The organism is Paenibacillus sp. MDMC362 (assembly GCF_003269305.1).
GTDB lineage: Bacteria > Bacillota > Bacilli > Paenibacillales > Paenibacillaceae > Paenibacillus_AQ.
The window spans coordinates 64717-83596 of sequence record NZ_QLYT01000006.1 but is presented as its reverse complement, the minus strand read 5'-3'; the positions used below and the strand labels follow the sequence as shown (position 1 = coordinate 83596).

15 protein-coding genes are annotated in these 18880 nt (G+C 49.5%); 12 read left to right on the top strand and 3 right to left on the bottom strand.

Annotation, left to right across the window (positions count from 1 at the left end):
* Nucleotides 1-186: 186 nt before the first annotated feature.
* From thyA to DP091_RS01510, 4 genes are all read left to right on the top strand, one after another.
* Nucleotides 187-981, top strand: coding sequence for a thymidylate synthase (thyA, locus tag DP091_RS01525; protein WP_113056763.1), 795 nt, complete (start codon nucleotides 187-189; stop codon nucleotides 979-981).
* 61 nt (nucleotides 982-1042) lie between these two features.
* The gene (locus tag DP091_RS01520) at nucleotides 1043-1531 is read left to right on the top strand and encodes a dihydrofolate reductase (RefSeq protein ID WP_113056762.1); all 489 of its coding nucleotides are present in this window, start codon (nucleotides 1043-1045) and stop codon (nucleotides 1529-1531) included.
* A gap of 341 nt (nucleotides 1532-1872) precedes the next feature.
* On the top strand, nucleotides 1873-3360 hold the full coding sequence (locus DP091_RS01515; protein ID WP_113056761.1) for a glutamate synthase subunit beta: 1488 nt from the start codon (nucleotides 1873-1875) through the stop codon (nucleotides 3358-3360).
* Nucleotides 3361-3476: 116 nt separating this feature from the next.
* Nucleotides 3477-5768, top strand: a complete 2292-nt coding sequence (locus DP091_RS01510) for a type IA DNA topoisomerase (protein ID WP_113056760.1) — start codon at nucleotides 3477-3479, stop codon at nucleotides 5766-5768.
* A 72-nt stretch (nucleotides 5769-5840) separates the two neighbouring features.
* On the opposite strand, the gene DP091_RS01505 is transcribed toward DP091_RS01510, so the two are convergent.
* Nucleotides 5841-6578 (bottom strand): HAD family hydrolase, encoded by a 738-nt coding sequence (locus tag DP091_RS01505; RefSeq protein ID WP_113056759.1) that lies wholly within the window; start codon nucleotides 6576-6578, stop codon nucleotides 5841-5843.
* 16 nt (nucleotides 6579-6594) lie between these two features.
* A complete protein-coding gene (locus tag DP091_RS01500; protein ID WP_113056758.1) occupies nucleotides 6595-7512 on the bottom strand; it encodes an ArsR/SmtB family transcription factor in 918 nt (305 codons plus the stop codon).
* 129 nt (nucleotides 7513-7641) lie between these two features.
* On the opposite strand from DP091_RS01500, the gene DP091_RS01495 reads away from it, so the two are divergent.
* The 6 genes from DP091_RS01495 to DP091_RS01470 all read left to right on the top strand — a co-directional run bounded on the left by DP091_RS01495 (nucleotide 7642) and on the right by DP091_RS01470 (nucleotide 13819).
* Nucleotides 7642-8823 carry an MFS transporter gene (locus DP091_RS01495; RefSeq protein ID WP_113056757.1) on the top strand — a complete coding sequence of 394 codons (1182 nt, stop codon included), beginning with the start codon at nucleotides 7642-7644 and terminating at the stop codon, nucleotides 8821-8823.
* Between the two features lie 82 nt (nucleotides 8824-8905).
* The gene (locus DP091_RS01490) at nucleotides 8906-9625 is read left to right on the top strand and encodes a phosphonate ABC transporter ATP-binding protein (protein WP_113056756.1); all 720 of its coding nucleotides are present in this window, start codon (nucleotides 8906-8908) and stop codon (nucleotides 9623-9625) included.
* Nucleotides 9626-9677: 52 nt separating this feature from the next.
* Nucleotides 9678-11012: a VCBS repeat-containing protein gene (locus DP091_RS01485; RefSeq protein WP_258394364.1), complete on the top strand. Its 1335-nt coding sequence runs from the start codon at nucleotides 9678-9680 to the stop codon at nucleotides 11010-11012.
* Between the two features lie 3 nt (nucleotides 11013-11015).
* The gene (locus DP091_RS01480; RefSeq protein WP_071218190.1) at nucleotides 11016-11714 is read left to right on the top strand and encodes a response regulator transcription factor; all 699 of its coding nucleotides are present in this window, start codon (nucleotides 11016-11018) and stop codon (nucleotides 11712-11714) included.
* The gene (locus DP091_RS01475) at nucleotides 11711-13165 is read left to right on the top strand and encodes a sensor histidine kinase (RefSeq protein ID WP_113056755.1); all 1455 of its coding nucleotides are present in this window, start codon (nucleotides 11711-11713) and stop codon (nucleotides 13163-13165) included. The genes DP091_RS01480 and DP091_RS01475 overlap by 4 nt, the downstream gene beginning before the upstream one ends.
* A 126-nt stretch (nucleotides 13166-13291) precedes the next feature.
* A complete protein-coding gene (locus tag DP091_RS01470; protein WP_258394363.1) occupies nucleotides 13292-13819 on the top strand; it encodes a GNAT family N-acetyltransferase in 528 nt (175 codons plus the stop codon).
* Between the two features lie 155 nt (nucleotides 13820-13974).
* Here the strand turns inward: DP091_RS01470 and DP091_RS01465 are convergent, their stop codons facing one another.
* A complete protein-coding gene (locus DP091_RS01465; RefSeq protein ID WP_113056753.1) occupies nucleotides 13975-15189 on the bottom strand; it encodes a glucose-1-phosphate adenylyltransferase in 1215 nt (404 codons plus the stop codon).
* Between the two features lie 221 nt (nucleotides 15190-15410).
* On the opposite strand from DP091_RS01465, the gene glgB reads away from it, so the two are divergent.
* Together glgB and glgA are read left to right on the top strand one after the other, a co-directional pair.
* Entirely contained in the window at nucleotides 15411-17387 is a 1977-nt protein-coding gene (gene glgB, locus DP091_RS01460) for a 1,4-alpha-glucan branching protein GlgB (protein WP_113056752.1), read from the top strand.
* Nucleotides 17384-18823, top strand: coding sequence for a glycogen synthase GlgA (gene glgA, locus DP091_RS01455; protein WP_113056751.1), 1440 nt, complete (start codon nucleotides 17384-17386; stop codon nucleotides 18821-18823). Before glgB ends, glgA begins: the two co-directional genes overlap by 4 nt.
* The last annotated feature ends 57 nt before the right edge of the window (nucleotides 18824-18880 follow it).

Below are 18880 nucleotides of genomic sequence, written 5' to 3'. Positions count from 1 at the left end.
CGCATTACGAGTCATTATATATTCGGCCAGGAGGCAGAGAACGCGCAGGCGGTTTCTGCCTCCTGTTTTTTTATGTGGATACGCAAGTGATATCCGGCCAATTCGGCAGGGTTATTTTAAGCATCCCAATCCTTCCACGAACATGATAGACTGTTGATATGAGATTCTCTAGTGAGGTGACTACTGATGAAACAATACTTGGAGCTGCTGCAAGACATTCTTGATCATGGCGTAGAGAAAGGGGACCGCACGGGGACAGGAACGTTATCCGTTTTTGGAAGACAGCTGCGGTTTGACCTTTCTAAAGGCTTCCCTCTGATGACAACCAAGCGAATTCACTTAAAATCGGTGATACATGAGCTTCTCTGGTTCTTAAGCGGGGAAACAAATATCCGGTATTTAAAAGAAAACGGCGTGCGGATATGGGACGAATGGGCTGATGAGAACGGCGATTTGGGACCGGTCTACGGCTCGCAGTGGCGAGCATGGGAAACGCCGGATGGACGCCATATCGACCAGATTGCCAATGTCATCGATTCGATTAAAAACAATCCCGACTCCCGGCGGCATATTGTCAGTGCCTGGAACGTGGCAGAGATCGATAACATGAAGCTGCCTCCATGCCATTTTGTATTCCAATTCTACGTGGCGGGCGGGAAGCTCTCCTGCATGCTTACCATGCGTTCCGTGGACAGCTTCCTCGGACTTCCGTTCAACATTGCAAGTTATGCACTGCTTACCCATATGGTTGCCCAGCAGTGCGGCCTGGAGCCGGGTGAATTCATCTGGTCCGGTGGCGACGTCCATATCTATTCCAATCATATGGAACAGGTCAGAACGCAGCTTGAACGCGAGCCTTATGAGCTGCCGAAGCTGATCATCAAGCGCAAGCCGGAGAGCATTTTTGATTATACATTCGAAGATTTTGAATTTGAGGGTTACCGGTATCATCCAACCATTAAGGCGACCGTAGCTGTGTAAATAAAAAAGTATGGCCGGTATTCGGCGCAATCCATTTGTACATGGAAGGAGTGACTGTGTAATGATATCGATGATATGGGCAATGGGCAAGGACCGGGTAATCGGACTGAACGGCACCATGCCGTGGCGATTGCCGCGGGATATGGCCTTCTTCAAGGAGACGACCCTGCACAAAACGATTCTGATGGGGCGCAAGACCTGGGAGTCCTTCGGCAGCAAACCTCTGCCTCACCGAAAGAATATCGTGCTGACGAGAGACAATAGTTTCACGCTGACGGACGAAGAGGGCATCGTGATCCATGATGTGGATGAAGCCCTTCCCTACGCGGAGAACGCAGAGCTGATGGTGATCGGCGGATCACAGATTTATGAATTGATGCTTCCGAAAGCGGATCGGCTGTACTGCACGTTTATTGATGAAACTTTTGAAGGGGATACGTTCTTCCCTGAAGTGAACTGGGACGAATGGAAAATTATCGAAGAAGTTCCCGGCATAACGGATGAAAAGAATCCGTATGCGTATCGGTTTGTTACGTTTGAACGAAAATAAAGAGCTTGATGGCGAGCTTTGAAGGGATAGACATACTCCAATCCATCCATGTTGACAATGTTTTGTTAGTAGGATAATACAAATGATCATGCATATAGTCCATTTAACAGGGGAAAAGCGAAATGCTACTATATTTTTAATGTTTATACAAATCGCTGCTTAAATAGCCGCTAATCATGGGGATTCATGCTCTGATAAAAAATTTTTTAGCATAAATAGAAAAAATAAATCAGACTGAAACCTGTTTCTTGGGTCATCTGAAGATCGATATCGGATGATTTATGATATGATAAATTGTACATGGTAACCAGCATGGATAGAACGGATGGGGGTAAAGCAGTATGTCTACACCAACAGGATTTATGGAATATCAGCGCCAGCTTCCGGCAGATCGGAGCCCGGCCGAACGAGTTAAAGACTGGGAAGAGTTTCATAAACATTTAGAAGAAGAAGAGCTCCAGACCCAGGGAGCACGCTGCATGGATTGCGGTACGCCATACTGCCATACAGGAATCGATATGCTCGGCGGCACTTCGGGCTGCCCGATTCATAATCTGATTCCCGAATGGAACAATCTTGTATACCGGGGCTTGTGGAGAGAAGCCTTGGAGCGTCTCCACAAAACAAACAACTTCCCGGAGTTTACCGGACGCGTATGTCCAGCTCCTTGTGAGGGTTCCTGCACCGTCGGTTTGATTGGGGAGCCGGTCACGATAAAATCCATCGAGCAAGCGATCATCGACAAGGGCTTTGAGGAAGGCTGGGTCGTTCCCGAGCCGCCGGCGAAGCGTACGGGACGCCGCGTAGCCGTTGTCGGTTCTGGTCCGGCAGGATTGGCTGCGGCTGCTCAATTGAACAAAGCAGGCCATTCCGTAACTGTCTATGAACGTGCCGACCGTATCGGCGGATTGTTGACTTACGGGATTCCATCCATGAAGCTGGACAAGGGTATTGTTCAGCGCCGTGTAGATCTGCTCGCAGCTGAAGGCGTTGAATTCGTTGTCAACACCGAGATCGGCAAAGACATTCCCGCCAAACAGCTGATGGAAGACTACGATGCCGTCGTACTATGCGGCGGGGCAACAAAACCGCGTGAATTCAATATTGAGGGAAGTGACCTCAAGGGCATTCATTATGCGATGGACTATCTGAACGGAACCATCAAGAGCCTGCTGGATTCGGGTCTCGAGGACGGCAACTACTTGTCGGCAAAAGACAAGGACGTTATTGTCATCGGCGGCGGCGACACCGGCTCTGACTGCGTCGCGACAGCGCTGCGTCATGGCTGCAGCAGCGTTACCCAGTTCGGCACGCATAAACAGGCTCCGCTGCAGCGTGATCCGATTGCGAACCCTTGGCCTCAGTTCCCGAACGTGTACACGCTCGATTATGCACACGAGGAAGCCAAGGCGCTGTTTGGCAGCGATCCACGCGAATTCTCCATTATGACGACGAAATTTGTCGGGGATGAAGAGGGCAATTTGAAGGAGCTTCATACTGTTCAAATCGAGCGTATTGTAGACGAAACCGGCCGTAAAGTGTATCAACCGGTTCCGGGCACGGAGAAAGTATTTCCTGCTCAAATGGCGTTCATTGCCATCGGTTTTGACGGACCGGAGCATACGCTGGTCGAGCAGCTTGGACTTGAAACGGATCGCCGTTCCAATGTGAAAGCACCGTATGGCAAATATACGACCAATGTGGATAAAGTATTTGCCGCTGGAGATATGCGTCGCGGACAAAGCCTCGTGGTATGGGCCATCAACGAAGGCCGGGAGGTAGCGCGCGAGGTAGACAAATATTTGATGGGTGCGTCCGTACTGGTTTAATCCTTCTCCTAAATATGCTATCATACTAATAGTAGTTAAAAGGACTTCGCGAGAGCGAAGTCCTTTTTGGAGTTAGCCACCGCGCCATGGTTACTCATCGGGAAGGAGAATGTCATTTGAAAACGTTGGTCATTGCCGAAAAGCCGGATATGGGACGGAACATCGCAGCGGTCATCGAGCCGCGGGCCAAGAATAACCGTACATATCTAGAAGGTGAGCAATACATCATAACTTGGGCTATCGGACATCTGGTTGGGCTGGCGGAGCCGGATGCATATGATCCGAAATACAAACGCTGGAATTTACGGGACCTGCCCATCATTCCGGAGCAATTCAAAATCATCCCGAATCCGAAAACCAAGGATCAGCTGAAGGTCATTGGAGAGGTCGCCAAGCGCTGCAGCCATATCGTAAACGCATGTGATGCGGGACGAGAAGGACAATATATTTTCGCTCTTATCCAACAACAATTAAAATTGAAACAGCCTGTAAAAAGACTATGGATTTCGGATTTAACGGCGGAAAGCATCGCCCGTGGCTTTGCGGAGCTGAAGGATGGGGTTGAATTCGAGAATTTAACGCAAGCTGCGCGCGCACGCAGTGAAGCCGATTGGTTGATCGGTATGAATGCGTCGCGTGCCTTTACGACCCGTCATCAGACTTTACTGTCGGTTGGGCGGGTCCAGACGCCGGTTCTGGCTCTGATCTATGACCGGCAGAAGGAAATTGAAGCTTTTGAATCGCAAACGTTCTACGACGTGAAGGCCGTGTTTAAGCAAGAGCAGCTGGAATATACCGGAACATGGCAGGGAGAGCGGCTGACCTCGCAAGAGAAAGCAGAGACGATTGCAGCCAAGGTTAATGGGAAGAATGCACTCATCACCAAATATGAAGTCAAAGAAACGAAAGAATATCCGTTTAAATTGTATGATTTGACCCTTCTTCAGCGTGAAGCCAATGCCAAATACGGATACTCTGCCAAAAAAACGCTGGATCTTGCGCAAGCGTTGTATGAGCGTCACAAGGTCATTTCATATCCGCGTACCAACTCCAATTACGTGAATGAACAGAACATCGAAGGCATGCACAAGGCACTTCACATGTTGAAATCGACCTCCTATAAATCGATGGCGGAAGGAGCGGATCCTAGCCGGGTGCACATTCATAATAAAGCGGTATGCAATCCGCAGCGGGTTGAGGATCACCATGCCATCCTGCCGACATTAAAGCGTCCGGGCACGCTCAGCAAGGAAGAACAGCATATTTACGATCTGGTCATCATCCGGTTCCTCTCGCATTTTTACCCGCCGGCCATGTACAAGCAGCATACGGTGCTTACCGAGGTTGAGGGCGAAACGTTCAAGACGGGAATTAAGGAACTGCTGTCGCTTGGCTGGAAGGTGCTGATTGCCCAGGATAAAGAGCAGAAGAAAGCCAAGTCTTCCAAGAAGGGAAAAGAGGACGAGGAAGAGGAAACCCAGGAATGGAACGACCGTTCCTTTGATCTGTCCCCCGATGATCCGGTGCACTGCAAGAAATCCGAAGTGAAAGAAAAGGCAACCCAGCCGCCTAAGAGTTATACGGAAGGAACGCTGCTGAAGGCGATGGAAAGTGCCGGTAAATCCATCGAGGATGAAGCGCTTCGGGATGCGATGAAAGATAGCGGGCTGGGAACGCCCGCTACGCGTGCAGCGACCATTGAACGCTTGAAGAAGGTCGGATACATTACGATGCAGGGCAAAAGAATCACGGTTACCCAAAAAGGAAGGACGGCGGTGGAGCTGATCCGTCATGCTGGCGTAGAATTACTTGCTTCGCCTGAGATGACGGGTCAATGGGAACGTCGTCTTCACCAAATATCCAAGGGCGAGGCTTCCGCCGACGTGTTCATGCAAAACGTGCAGAAGTTTACCATTTCGATCATCAATAAGGTATCCTCGCAGCGTCCCGCGCCTTCGTCGCTTTTCGGCGGAGATGAGGACAAGACCAAAGGCAGAGGGAAGCGAAGCGCGGGAAAAACTGCCGCAGCCCCACGCGACAAGGAAGAACGGGCGGCAAAGCGGACTCCGAAATTTAATGCCTCTACTTCAAACGAAACGTCGTCCGTACGTTCTTCATTAGGACGATGCCCTAGACCCGGATGTGAAGGGCATATTATTGAGGGACGCAAAGGCTATGGTTGTGCCAATTTCAAAACCGGCTGCAGTTATGTTATTTGGAAGGAATTTGCCGGGAAACAGGTTTCGCATGCGATGCTGAAATCCTTGCTGCTGCAAGGCAAGACCCAGGTATTGTCCTTTAAAAACGAGGACGGCAGCACGTTTAAAGGCAGAATGGTCCTAGCTGCTGAAGGGAACGGAAAGCTTGCTGTTCAGGCAGAGGACTCGAGTGAAGCCGTGAAATCGTGAAACGGCACAGTGAAATAAAAAAACCGAACCGATCAGGGATATCATCCTTGATCGGTTCGGTTTTTATTTTGACTAATCCAAATGCTCTTCAATGACCTCGGGCACTTCGGTCAGCGCCGATACGGTATATAACACGTTATGCGGCTCTTGCTTCAGTTCGACCAGGTTATATTGCCATTCGCGCTGCTGTTTGATATAGATGCTGTTGATGCCGGCCGTCAGCGCCGGTACGACATCGGTGCGAAGCGAGTTGCCGATCATCCACGTATCGGAGCGGGAGAATGTCCCCATCGTGAGGATTTCTTCCAACGCCGCAATATTTTTATGCTGGCGAATGTAGATTCGGTCTTTGAAGTAATCGGCCAGCTTCATCTGTTCGATTTTCCGTTTCTGAATCCTGCTCTCGCCTCCTGTGTAGAGATGGAGACAATGACCATCCTCCTGTAGCTTCTCAAGCGTCTCAACCATGCCGGGGTAGGCTTCGATTTCCTGCTCATATACACTGAGTCCTAATTCGTAGAGAAGCTCTTCTTCCTTGGGCGAACTTTCTCTTCCATGAATGCGGCCGAAATAATGATACGTGTCGATAAGGGACTGCGGGAAGTTCGCACTTGCAAATCCCAGCTTATCTATGCCGGCTACGTCGATCTCCATCTGCTTGGCTCGGACTTCTTCGGTAGTCAAGCCATAATGCTGAAACCATTCGGTCATCCACTCGAAGTAATCGCCAAGGATCAGATCGAAATATTTGTTGCAGTGTATTAATGTGTCATCCATGTCGAAGATAATATGCTGCGATGTTTTACTCATGGTTCACTCCTTCTTACTATGAAAGTCGAATGTATGACTCCAGGAACATCTGAAGTTCGGCAGCCCCATCCGGCCGCAGGCTGAATCGTTCGTTATTCTCGGATTTCAGATGGGAGCGCAGCAAGCCGGCTGCCCTCAAGATCATTAAGTGATGCATCAATTCCTCATAAGGCTGACCTAACTCGGACGCCATTTCGGACACGGCCTTCGGCTCATCGGCAATATATCGCAGGAGACGCAGGCGTTCCGGATCCGCAAGAGCCTCGGTCATGCGGAGGAGAACGACGGGCGGCTCATCTTCATCTTCTTCCGGGATATCGATCGGATACTGCAGCAGGAGTACGTTCTCATAGAAGCAATAGGTATTGATCGGCCGGAAATGCGTGCCCGGGAACAAGACTACATTCTCCTGAGGCACGTCGTCAAGTATAACGCCGCTAGAAGCATATTCGATTAAATTTTCGTCGTCCATTTTCGGAAGGAGCATTCGCTTCTCTTCGGCATCTTCTTCCAGGAGCTGGTACAGTTCAGGCTCCACTTCCGAGAAGTAGTGCTCATACCACAACTTCATCAACGGAGTGTAGTTTTCTCGAATTCTAGATGTTTCATCCAGCGAGAGGGACGGCAAGTGCGGCAGAAGCAGGTCATGCAGCTCTTCCACGGCGGAAGATTCGATCCAATTCAGAAAATCCGGGATTTCAAGGTGCTTTCCTCGAAGCATGATCAAGGCGTATAACACATCATAATCCGCGAGGGGCCATGAACGGGCTCGACTGAACTGGACACGAACAGGTTGAGGCAATCGCTCGTCCATCTCCGTTATCAGCTGTTTTCCGATATCCAGGTTATCGGTCCATTTCCTTGTTGCATATATCATGAAGCTGCCCAGCAGCTCGTAGACCATAGATACATCAATACTGACTTTATATTTCATTAACGGATACCCTCCCAATTGATGGCATTGTTATTATTATGGCTTGTATGGATTGGGCTTGTCCACTATAATGTTCATCTGACTGTTTAAATTCATCGTTTTTTCACATTAGAGGAGGACTATATTTCAGTGACAGAAGCTGTAACCCCCCGTCAGGGGAGAACTCATTATTTCATTTTAATTGCCGTCGTGGTTGCGGCTGGTTTAAGCCAGGGACTGTTATTGCCGGTGCTGGCTATTTTTTTGGAACGGATGGGCATCTCATCCTCCATGAACGGATTGAACGCGGCGGCCTTGTATGTAGGCTCGTTTGCGATGACGCTTGTTGCGGAAAGGCTTCTCGGCTGGGTCGGCTTCAAAAAGCTGATCATTTCGGGACTGGTCCTGGTAATGCTGTCACTGGTCGCCTTTCCGTTGATTCCGAGCGTGGCCGTCTGGTTTGTGCTGCGCGTGCTCGTGGGTATTGGGGACAGCGCACTTCATTATGCGGCACAGCTATGGGTGCTGATGATGTCAACGGCGAAGAACCGGGGGCGAAGCATATCCTTTTACGGCATGTCCTACGGTTTGGGATTCAGCATAGGACCGCTTGGCATTCCGCTGCTAAAGTATGGCGAGGCGGTACCGTTTATAATTCTGGCGGTGCTGTTCTTGTTCATTCTGCTGGTCGTGCTCTTTAAACTTCCGAACCTGAAGCCGGAAAAAAACGAGAACGGGGAGCAGCAGCCGGCTGGACGATATCTCAAAAGCTACCGCCTGGCCTGGTTTGCATTGATTCCCGCGTTTCTCTACGGTTATATGGAAGCAGGAATTAACAGCAACTTCCCGGTTTACGGTTTAAGAAGCGGATTTACATTGGGCGAACTATCAGCATTGCTTCCTTTTGTAGGCATCGGCGGTCTGGTGCTGCAGCTTCCGCTCGGCATTTGGAGTGATAAATTCGGACGCAAACGGGTGCTGACAATCGCCGGTATTGTGGGCGGATGCTGTTTCTTGCTCATTCCTGCGGCAGGAACGAATTTCTGGGCAACCTTAATATTGCTAACGCTGGCCGGCGGACTGGTTGGCTCCTTCTTCTCGCTTGGTTTGGCTTATGCGGCGGATATCCTTCCCAGAGTGCTGCTCCCGGCTGCCAACGTCGTGGCTTCCTTCCATTTTAATGCAGGCAGCATAGCAGGTCCGAATGCCGGGGGCGCCATCATGGAAACGGGGTGGAACGGGGGGATCTTCATTCTGCTTGGAGGATTGTATATTCTGTTTGCGTGTACGGGATTATGGTTTAAAGTCAAAACTGCATCAGCACAGGGATAGAACATGCGTTCTCATGGCAATTGCTTTCGCTTTCTTCTAAACTAGAGAGTAGGAATATGCACTTGACGGGAGAGACGATAACATGATTAAAGTGGATCGGCTGAGGAAAACGATGGGTCCTGAACGCACGCCGGTGTTAAAGGATATCACTTTTCAGATGGAGCACGGGGAAATGATCGGTCTGATCGGTGCTAGCGGAAGCGGGAAAAGCTTGTTAATGAGCTGTCTATCCATGCAGCAAAAATGGGACGGCGGCAAATTAACGATTGATGGCGAAGATATGATGAATCCTGCGGGAAAACGGAAAATTCGCCGGGAATGGGCTTATCTTGAGCAGAACCCGTCCTTGAATGTTAATCGAACGGCACTTAAGAATGTATTGATCGGACAATCCAGCCAAACACCGCTGTGGCGGATGGTAACCGGGATGGTCCGATCTGATGATTATATGGGGGCTATGGATACGATCGAGCACCTTGGGTTGTTGGACAAGGCCAAACGAAAGGCCGGCGAGTTAAGCGGCGGCGAGAAGCAGCGAATTGCTATTGCCCGCGCACTTGTGCATGGTGCCAAGGTCATTTTGGCGGACGAGCCGGTCACGGGACTTGATCCAGCCTCGGCCGAGCATGTATTGAAGACTCTTAAAACCTTGTGCGAGGAAGAACGTTTAACCGTATTTACCGTGATACCCTTGGAGCTGGCCGAGAAGTACTGCACCCGGATCATGGGTCTATCCGGCGGAGAGCTTGCGGTGGATGTGACCGGGAGACGTTTAACCCATGGCGAGAAGTCAAGACTGTAATTATCGATCACCAAAAACGCCAGGTGAATGTATAGAAATGAGTTGATACTTATTGAAATATAGAGTGATGCAAGCCCTCTTGGCAGGCTTGTTACTATTGATCATAAGCGGCTGCACGTTTATTCAGGACCCGGTCTCCTTAATGAAGAAACCGGATTTGCCGACGGATAAAGCGACGCTGAATGGTGCTATCCAATCTGCGCTTCTGAAGAATAAGCTGGATGGCGGTGCCATTATCCGGCCGCGGAGTGACGTGGACAGCAGTTCGATCCGTATCCATGACCTGGACAATGACGGAATATTGGAGGCTGTCGTCTTCTATCAGACGCCGGACGACGAAGTGAAAATCCATGGCATGATCATGCAGCAGCAAGGCGACACCTGGGTGAAGAAGCTGGATTTCGATGGAGAAGGGACGGTATTGGAGTCGTTTGATTTCGTCGATTTTACGAATGACGGCAAGGTCGACATCGTAGCCGGCTTCTCCCGCGGAGAAGAGGAACTTCAGAACCTGCTAGCTGTGTATTCTTTCTCTGGGGACTCGCTCGAAAAAATACCGGCTTTGCCATATACACACTTTAATATCGGAGATATGAACGGTGACAAGATCAACGATATTACGGTTGTCTATCTTCAGCAGAAAGAGCTCTCGTATATCAGCACCTACCAATACGATAAATTCGAGGACGCCTTTGTCGAGCTGAATAAGCTGGATCTGGGACCGAATATCGAAAGTTATTACAATGTTGTCGCAGGTAAAGTGGCCAAGGACAAAGAAGGTATCATTTTGGACGCATCGGTCGTATCCAACTCTTCTTATTCCAAGCTCATCATTATGGAGGATAACGAGTTTATTGACGTCCTCCAGGATGAATTGCTTACCTATAAGGAACTGCCTGTTGAGAGCGAAGATGTGAATGATGACGGTATTCTAGAGTTTGGTGTTCTTACAAGACCAAGCGGCTGGGAAGATCGGCTAATCCTGGATGAGATCCCGTTCTTCACCACGTACTACCAGTGGGACGGGGAAGTACGGGAGAGCAATGAAAAAGAAGGGCTTCAATTCGTACTCCAAAGGTACTACGATATGAACAATCGCTTCTATCTGGACTTTCCGCCCGACATGTACAATAAGATTACCATCACGCCGGAATCCAACAAAAATGCTTATTTAAACTTTGTCATGACCGATACGGGAGAGTCCGTTGCAGAGATTAAATTCTTTTCCACGGCCCAGTGGGGGAAAGCCGAGTCCGACTGGGATATTTTGGTGAAGGAGAAGAACCGCGTCATTGCTTATCGCAGTCATGGTGATCTGAAACTGAGTAAAAAAGATAAAAAGCCAAACAGCAATAATGTGGCTCCTATCGAAAGAAAGGGGAACTAGACCTTGAGTAAAGTGCTCATATTAGAAGATGAAGAATCTATTCGCAGTTTTATCGTCATTAATTTGAAACGAAACGGCTTTGAAGTCCTGGAGACTGGGGACGGCAACGAAGCCCTCCGTTTGCTGCAAACGACGCCAGATATCGATATCGCCTTGCTCGATGTCATGGTACCCGGGATTGACGGATTTGAAGTTTGCCGCAGAATTCGGGAAACGAACGAGCGGATCGGCATTATTTTTCTGACGGCAAAAGTTCAGGAGCAGGATAAAGTGTATGCTCTCTCCGTTGGGGCCGATGACCACGTAAGCAAACCGTTTAGTCCAACGGAGTTAATCGCCAGATTGCAATCTCTGCTGCGGAGGGTCAATGTCCAGCGTGCGGGAGCCGCCAAGGTATCGTTTCAATCTGGTCCGTTTACACTGGATCTGATCTCCAAGCAGTTTAAGAAAAACGGGCAGCCGGTGGAACTGACGCCTACTGAATTTTCGCTGGTGCAGTTTTTCCTGGAGAAAGAAAACACGCCGCTTAGTCGTGACGTGCTGCTCGATCACGTATGGGGAAAAGAATATATGGGCGACCCCAAAATCGTGGACGTGAACATTCGGAGACTGCGCCAAAAAATCGAAGGCAATCCTTCCGAGCCGGAATACCTCCAGACGGTATGGGGACACGGCTATAAATGGAAGGGTCAGGGACAATGATCATCAAAAAAGGCATTCGGCGGCAAATCGTGCTGCACTACTTTCTGGTAGTGTTCATTGCCTTGCTGCTGATTGAGGTTATATTTCTAATCGCTTTACGATCGTATTATTACGATACGGTATACAATCATATTGTGAATCATATAAATACCGCCAACGCTTTTTATCAGCCCTTCCGTTTGACGTCAACGGACAACGTCAACCAGCTGAGCGAGATGGTTCGTCATTTTGAATTGTATACAACGGATCTTCAAATTTTGAATCCGGCTGGCCAGGTCCTCTCCACATCAACCGGCTTCGAAATCGAGCAGACCATCAAGACCAGTGATGTCACCCAAGCGCTTGCAGGCAATACGGGCCGCTGGATTGGGAAGCAGCAAGGTACGGGGCAGATCGTCATGGCCGTTTCCCAAACCGTTTCGAACGGTTTTGAGAAAACGTACATTCTCCGCTACGTGACTTCGCTTGAGTTCATTAACGACAAGCTGATGAAAATCACGCTGTTTGCCGTCAGCATCGGGGGGGCCGTGCTAGCGATTGTGCTTGCCTTCAGCATTGGGCTGGCCAACTCCATCGTAAAGCCGCTTAACAACATTACAACAGTATCGGCGCAGATGGCTAAGGGCAAGTTTAACGTGAGAATCAAAGGCGACTATAAATATGAGCTTGGTGAGCTGTCGTCAACCCTGAACTACATGGCACAGGAGATTGTTCGAAGCAATCAGGTGAAGGACGATTTTATTTCATCCATTTCGCATGAGCTGCGTACTCCGCTCACAAGCATTAAGGGCTGGAGTGAAACGCTCGACTCCGGCGGCTATGATCCGGAAGAAACGAAGATCGGGATGCAGATAATATCCAAGGAAACCGATCGCTTGATCGGTCTTGTTGAAGAGCTGCTCGACTTCTCCAAGCTCCAGCAGAATGAGATGAAACTTGTGAAGGGTATCGTGAATCTACGGGAGCTTCTGCAGGAGATTATGCTCAATCTGTGGACGAAGGCCGAGAAGAAGGGCATCCAGATTAAACTGGAGACCGACGAAAAACCGATTCTCTACGGGGATGCCAACCGCTTGAAGCAGGTGTTTTTGAATATTGTGGACAATGCGATTAAATTCTCGCATGAGAACGGCGTGATCAACCTTTCCTTCGCTATGGAAGACAAGTTTGTTATCGTAACCGTGGAGGATCACGGGATTGGCATATCGGACGAACATCTGCGGCGGGTAAAGGACCGGTTCTTCCAGGTTAATCCGCTTAACGGGGGAACGGGCCTGGGCCTGGCGATTACGCAGCAGCTCATTGAGCTCCATGGTGGCACGATGGAGATGGAGAGCGAGCTCGGTCACGGAACATCCGTTATCGTCAAGCTGCCGCTGCCTGAAGGGAAAATCCCGATGGCCGGCGGATTGGAGAACGGTGAGGATGACGTAGCCGGACCGACCGTATAAGCCTTGCCGGGTTACCGGCAAGGCTTTTTCTTAAGAATACAGCATTGATACGTTTTCAGCGAAGCGTAAGCAATTCTAAAGCATAGACTCCACGTTGTGGGGCTGTTTAAAAGGGGGAGTATGGAAGTGGGAAACACAGCAGCAACGTTTTCTACGGAGCAAGGTCTGTTTGAATTAAAAGCGGCTGAACCTGATCAGGCAGGGGAGATGCTGTCGCTTCTCAAGGAAGCGGCGGAGGTGATGGAGCGGCAAGGACTCAAACAATGGAGTCCATCGCTCTTTTCCTTGGACTTGATGAAGCAGTACCTGACGGAGCGTGAAGTGTTCATCCTGTGGCATAGTGACGTGGCCGTCGGCATGTTCACGTTACAGTATGGGGATCCAGCCTATTGGGGGGAGCAGGACGATCCATCCTATGGTTATTTGCATCGGCTGACCGTACGCGCTCCCTATCGGGGACTGGAGCTGGGAACCAAGATGATTGCTTTTGCGGAATCATATTTGTTATCCAAGGGTAAACAGGGTTTCAGACTGGATTGCGTATCCCATCTGCCAACGCTGAATCAATTTTATCAGCGTCAAGGATTTCTGTTCGTGGCTGAGCAGGATATGGGTGGTCGCTTCGTGAATTTATATGAGAAGAGGTTTATGTAATAGTTGTATTTTGTTACCATTCTTTGTCGCATGCGCTTGAGATACAGTCAGCAGGGCACGATACATGAGAAAAAGCGATCCGTCACGGATCGCTTTTTTGTATAAAAGTCTGAAGGAATTTATCTTAGAGCTAATATTCTGTTGAAGAAACTCGTTTAAGATGAAGAGACATTCGCCCGCAAACGTCCTTTTTCGTATACATCCTGAAGCAGTCGGGACGGTTGGGTACGAATGGTTGGTTTCGGAAGCACGGTCTCGTAAGGTCCAACGACCACAACGTTGCCGAGGGCTCCTTTCACAATCGCTCCATCCTTGATGATCGCTCCCTCGCCGATAATAGCATGCTCGATATGGACGCCTTTGCCGATTTTGGCATTCGGCATGACCACACTGTCCTTGACGATGGAGTATTTGCCAATCTCCGCACCGCAGAATATAACGGAGCTCTTGGCTTTTCCTTCGAAGGTGCATTGTTCATGAATCAAGCAGTCCGTGTGTTCCGCATTGCGTGTCCGTGCTGCCGAAAGCTTGGTCTTCCATGCACGGGTATACATGGGCCAATCGGATCTCTCAAGAACAAGCTCGTTTTGGCTAAGCACATCCATGTGGGCTTCCCAGAGGCTCTCTACGGTGCCCACATCGCGCCAGTAGCCCTGGAAGCGAAACGCAAGCAGCGACTCTTCTCCGGACAGCATCTTAGGGATGACATCCTTCCCGAAGTCATGGCTGGAGTTTGGATCAGCTGCGTCCTCAATGAGGTGCTGCTTCAGATAGTCCCAGCGGAACAAATAAATGCCCATTGAGGCAAGGTTGCTTTGCGGTTCTGCCGGCTTTTCGGCAAATTGGGTGATATTGAGATTGTCATCAACGCTCATGACGCCGAACCGGCTGGCGTCTTCCCAAGGCACTTCCATCACGGAGATCGTGGCAGGAGCCGCTTGTTTCATGTGAGCTTCAAGCATCTCGCGGTAATCCATCTGGTAAATATGGTCCCCGGATAGAATAAGGACGTGTTCGGGATTTTGATCATCGATGTATGGAATGTTTTTATAAATGGCGTCTGCTGTACCCAAGTATCCATCTTGGTGCGTGCTGTTGGATGGAAGCAGAGCAATGCCTTCGCGTCCTGTATGTGTTAGTCCCCAGGGTTCACCTTCACCGATATGTTCGTGTAATGATTCTGCCTCATATTGTGTAAGTACTCCAACCGTATCGATTCCGGAGTTCACACAATTGCTGAGAGGAAAATCGATTATACGATAATGTCCGCCAAAAGGAACGGCGGGTTTTGCCAGCTTGGACGTAAGGGGAGCTAATCGTTTACCCTCTCCACCGGCCAGAAGCATAGCAATACAGTCTTTTCTCTTCATCACGTTTCCCTCCCAATGTATTTTCACGTTGTACATTACATAAACGACATTCCCGGGGTTTGAAACGATTATATTGAAAAAGTGAATTGAAAATTACAAAATTATCTTTCATGGACATTTTTTATTTTCAACATGGTTAGAATGGGGTAATAGCACTAATAATATTTGGATTTTTAAGAAAAAGCGGGTGACGATGATTGAACCAAGTTAGGGAAGGAAACATGACTCCGGAACAATTGTATTTATTTCATGAAGGAACCTGGTATCACAGTTACCAATGCATGGGCGCACACCGTGTAACGGAAGATGGAGAAGAAGGCGTGCGGTTTACGGTATGGGCTCCACATGCAAGGCAGGTGGGTCTTGCCGGAGACTGGAACGGCTGGGACGGGTCCCAAGACACGTTATATAGGATACCCGATTCGGGAATTTGGAGTCGGTTTTTCCCTGGGATGCAGACTGGAACTTATTACAAATACCATATCACCGGACCGTATGGAGAAACGTTCTTGAAGGCCGATCCATACGCCTTTCAGGCTGAAGTTCGACCTGCAACGGCATCGGTTGTGACTGATCTCTCTGGATATCATTGGCAAGATGCTGCATGGAAAAGAAAGAACAAATCCCCCTACACCAAGCCGATGAACATATATGAAATGCATTTTGGAACCTGGCGGCAAAAGGAGGACGGCTCGTTCTATACATACCGCGAACTGGCGGGCCAGCTGATTCCTTACTTGCTGGAGATGAGTTATACCCATGTGGAATTCATGCCCTTGGCTGAGCATCCGTACGACCTTTCATGGGGGTATCAGGGAACCGGATTCTTTGCGCTGACCAGCAGATACGGAAGTCCTCATGATTTCATGTATCTTGTTGATCAGCTGCATCAAGCGGGTATCGGCGTGCTGCTCGACTGGGTGCCCGCACATTTTGCCAAGGATGCCCACGGGCTTCGACTGTTTGACGGGGCGCCTCTTTATGAGTACGCAGATCCGCAAAAAGCAGAGAAACCGGGCTGGGGAACATTGTCTTTCGATTATGCCAAACCTGAGGTGATTTCATTCCTCATCTCCAATGCCTTATTTTGGATGGATATGTATCATATTGATGGTCTTCGCGTTGACGCTGTGACAAGCATGATCCGGCTGGATTTTGAAAAGCGAGAAGGTCAGTACAGCCTTAATGAGCATGGTGGGGTGGAAAATCTCGAAGCGATATCCTTTCTGCAGGAATTGAATAAAGCCGTATTTCGATATTACCCGAATGCCTTGATGATGGCCGAGGAATCCAGCGCATGGGCAGGGGTTACCGCACCCGTGCACGAGGGAGGTCTCGGGTTTAATTACAAATGGAACATGGGCTGGATGAATGACACGCTGTCCTATGTGGAGCGGGAATTCGATCAGCGGCCTACTCATCATAATTTACTGACATTTCCCATTTGTTATGCCTATTCGGAGAATTTTACATTACCGCTGTCCCACGATGAAGTAGTTCATGGGAAAAAATCTCTGCTTAATAAAATGCCGGGGAGTTATGAACAAAAGTTTGCGGGACTCCGAATTTTGCTCGGATATCAGATCACCCAGCCCGGCAAGAAGCTCCTGTTTATGGGGGGCGAGTTCGGCCAGTTCATTGAATGGAAGGATCAGGAGCAGTTGGATTGGCTGCTGCTGGACTACGAAAGCCACCGAAAGCAGCTGGCTTACACGTCAGCGTTAAACCGCATGTACGTGGAGGAGAAGGCGCTATGGGAGCAGGATCACAGGTGGGAAGGCTTTGAATGGCTTAGCGCCGATGATCATGAGCAAAGTGTCATATCGTACATGAGAATGGGCTCAAAACCTGGTGATACACTGATTATCGTCATTAATTTTCAGCCCCGGGCATATGACCAATATCGGATCGGCTTGCCAAGATCGGGGCAGTACGTGGAAATATTGAATTCCGATCACACCGATTATGGCGGCTCGGGACGGGTCAATGGCGAAGTCATGAAAGCGGAGAAAATGGCCTGGCATGGCCAATCATACAGCGTCGAGATCAAGCTGCCTCCGCTGGGCATGGTGGTGTTAAAGAAAAAGCCGCGTTCCAGAAAGCCGCAGGCTCAAGGGGACGTTTCACTGAAGGCGGCAGCAGGAAAAGAAAAGACGGCACGAAAAACCAAGCGAATTCAAAGGGGGAAGCAGGATTGAAATTGTTATTTGCAGCCTCAGAATGTGGACCGTATATTAAAACAGGCGGATTGGCGGATGTGATCGCTGCTTTGCCTAAATCCCTTCATGGCAAGGGCGAGGATATTCGGGTGGTTCTGCCCAAGTATCGGGGAATTCCTGAGAACTACCGGGAGCGGATGGCGCATGTAGGGGAAACCCGGGTTCGGGTAGGCTGGCGCGAGCAGTATTGCGGCATCGAGTCCCTGGTTGAGGACGGGGTCACGATCTATTTCATAGATAATGAATATTATTTTGGCCGCGACGGCATTTACGGCTACATGGACGATGGCGAACGCTTTTCGTTTTTCAACCGCGCCGTCCTTGAGATATTGCCGGTTATCGACTTTCAGCCGGATGTGCTTCACTGCCATGATTGGCATACGGCCATGATTCCGCTTCTCCTTGAAGATATCTACCGTCATGATCCCTACTATTCGGGAATCCGAACCGTATTTACAATCCACAATTTGTTGTATCAAGGAGTATATCCGTACGAGGTACTAGTCGATTTGCTGGGAATCCACAGCCGCCATTTTACAGCGGAAGGCGTGGAATATTACGGAAACGTGAATTTCATGAAAGCGGGCATCGTCTATGCAGACCATGTCACGACGGTAAGCCCGACTTATGCCTCGGAGATTCAGACCGGTTATTACGGATACGGCCTCGACGGTCTTTTGTCAGCCCAAGGTTCGAGATTGAGCGGCATCGTGAATGGCATTGATACCAAGAGCTACAACCCGGCGACCGATCCGCACATCGCGATGAAATACCGGAGCGGTTTAAATAAGAAAACGCAGAACAAAATTGCCCTGCAGGAAGAGTTGAATCTTCCCGTGGCACCGCATATTCCGTTGGTGTCGATGGTAACGCGGCTGGTCGATTCGAAGGGACTCGATCTGGTCATTCGGATTCTGGATGAGCTGCTCTACTACGATGAGATTCAATTTGTTGTCCTGGGAACGGGGGACCCTTCTTATGAACATTGGTTCCGGGAAGCGGCGAAGCGGTATCCCAATAAAATGTCGGCCCAGATTCGCTTTAATGAACCGTTATCCCGGCGCTTCTACGCTGGCAGCGATCTGTTCTTGATGCCTTCCAAATTTGAACCGTGCGGTATCAGTCAACTCATCGCCATGCGGTACGGCAGTGTGCCGATTGTCCGCGAAACAGGCGGACTGAATGATACAGTTCATGCATATAACGAATATACGGGGGAAGGGAACGGGTTCTCCTTTAAGGATTACAATGCGCACGATATGATGAACACGATCCGGCGAGCGACCTCTATTTACCGCATGCCTGAGCACTGGCGTAAAGTAAGCAAGAATGCGTTGGGCGGAGATTACAGCTGGAACGTTTCGGCTAAGGAATATCAGGAGATCTATCAGAAAATTACCAAATCTCTAGCTTAAATACGGTAACCGGACAAACTCAGGGGTGCAAGGATAGCCGAATAACGCTGCTATCCT

Bases quoted from the DNA above. Each gene is read 5' to 3' on its own strand.
- thyA (WP_113056763.1), top strand. From the start codon at position 187: ATGAAACAATACTTGGAGCTGCTGCAAGACATTCTTGATCATGGCGTA.
- DP091_RS01520 (WP_113056762.1), top strand. From the start codon at position 1,043: ATGATATCGATGATATGGGCAATGGGCAAGGACCGGGTAATCGGACTG.
- DP091_RS01515 (WP_113056761.1), top strand. From the start codon at position 1,873: ATGTCTACACCAACAGGATTTATGGAATATCAGCGCCAGCTTCCGGCA.
- DP091_RS01505 (WP_113056759.1), bottom strand. From the start codon at position 6,578: ATGAGTAAAACATCGCAGCATATTATCTTCGACATGGATGACACATTA.
- DP091_RS01500 (WP_113056758.1), bottom strand. From the start codon at position 7,512: ATGAAATATAAAGTCAGTATTGATGTATCTATGGTCTACGAGCTGCTG.
- DP091_RS01490 (WP_113056756.1), top strand. From the start codon at position 8,906: ATGATTAAAGTGGATCGGCTGAGGAAAACGATGGGTCCTGAACGCACG.
- DP091_RS01475 (WP_113056755.1), top strand. From the start codon at position 11,711: ATGATCATCAAAAAAGGCATTCGGCGGCAAATCGTGCTGCACTACTTT.
- DP091_RS01465 (WP_113056753.1), bottom strand. From the start codon at position 15,189: ATGAAGAGAAAAGACTGTATTGCTATGCTTCTGGCCGGTGGAGAGGGT.
- glgB (WP_113056752.1), top strand. From the start codon at position 15,411: ATGACTCCGGAACAATTGTATTTATTTCATGAAGGAACCTGGTATCAC.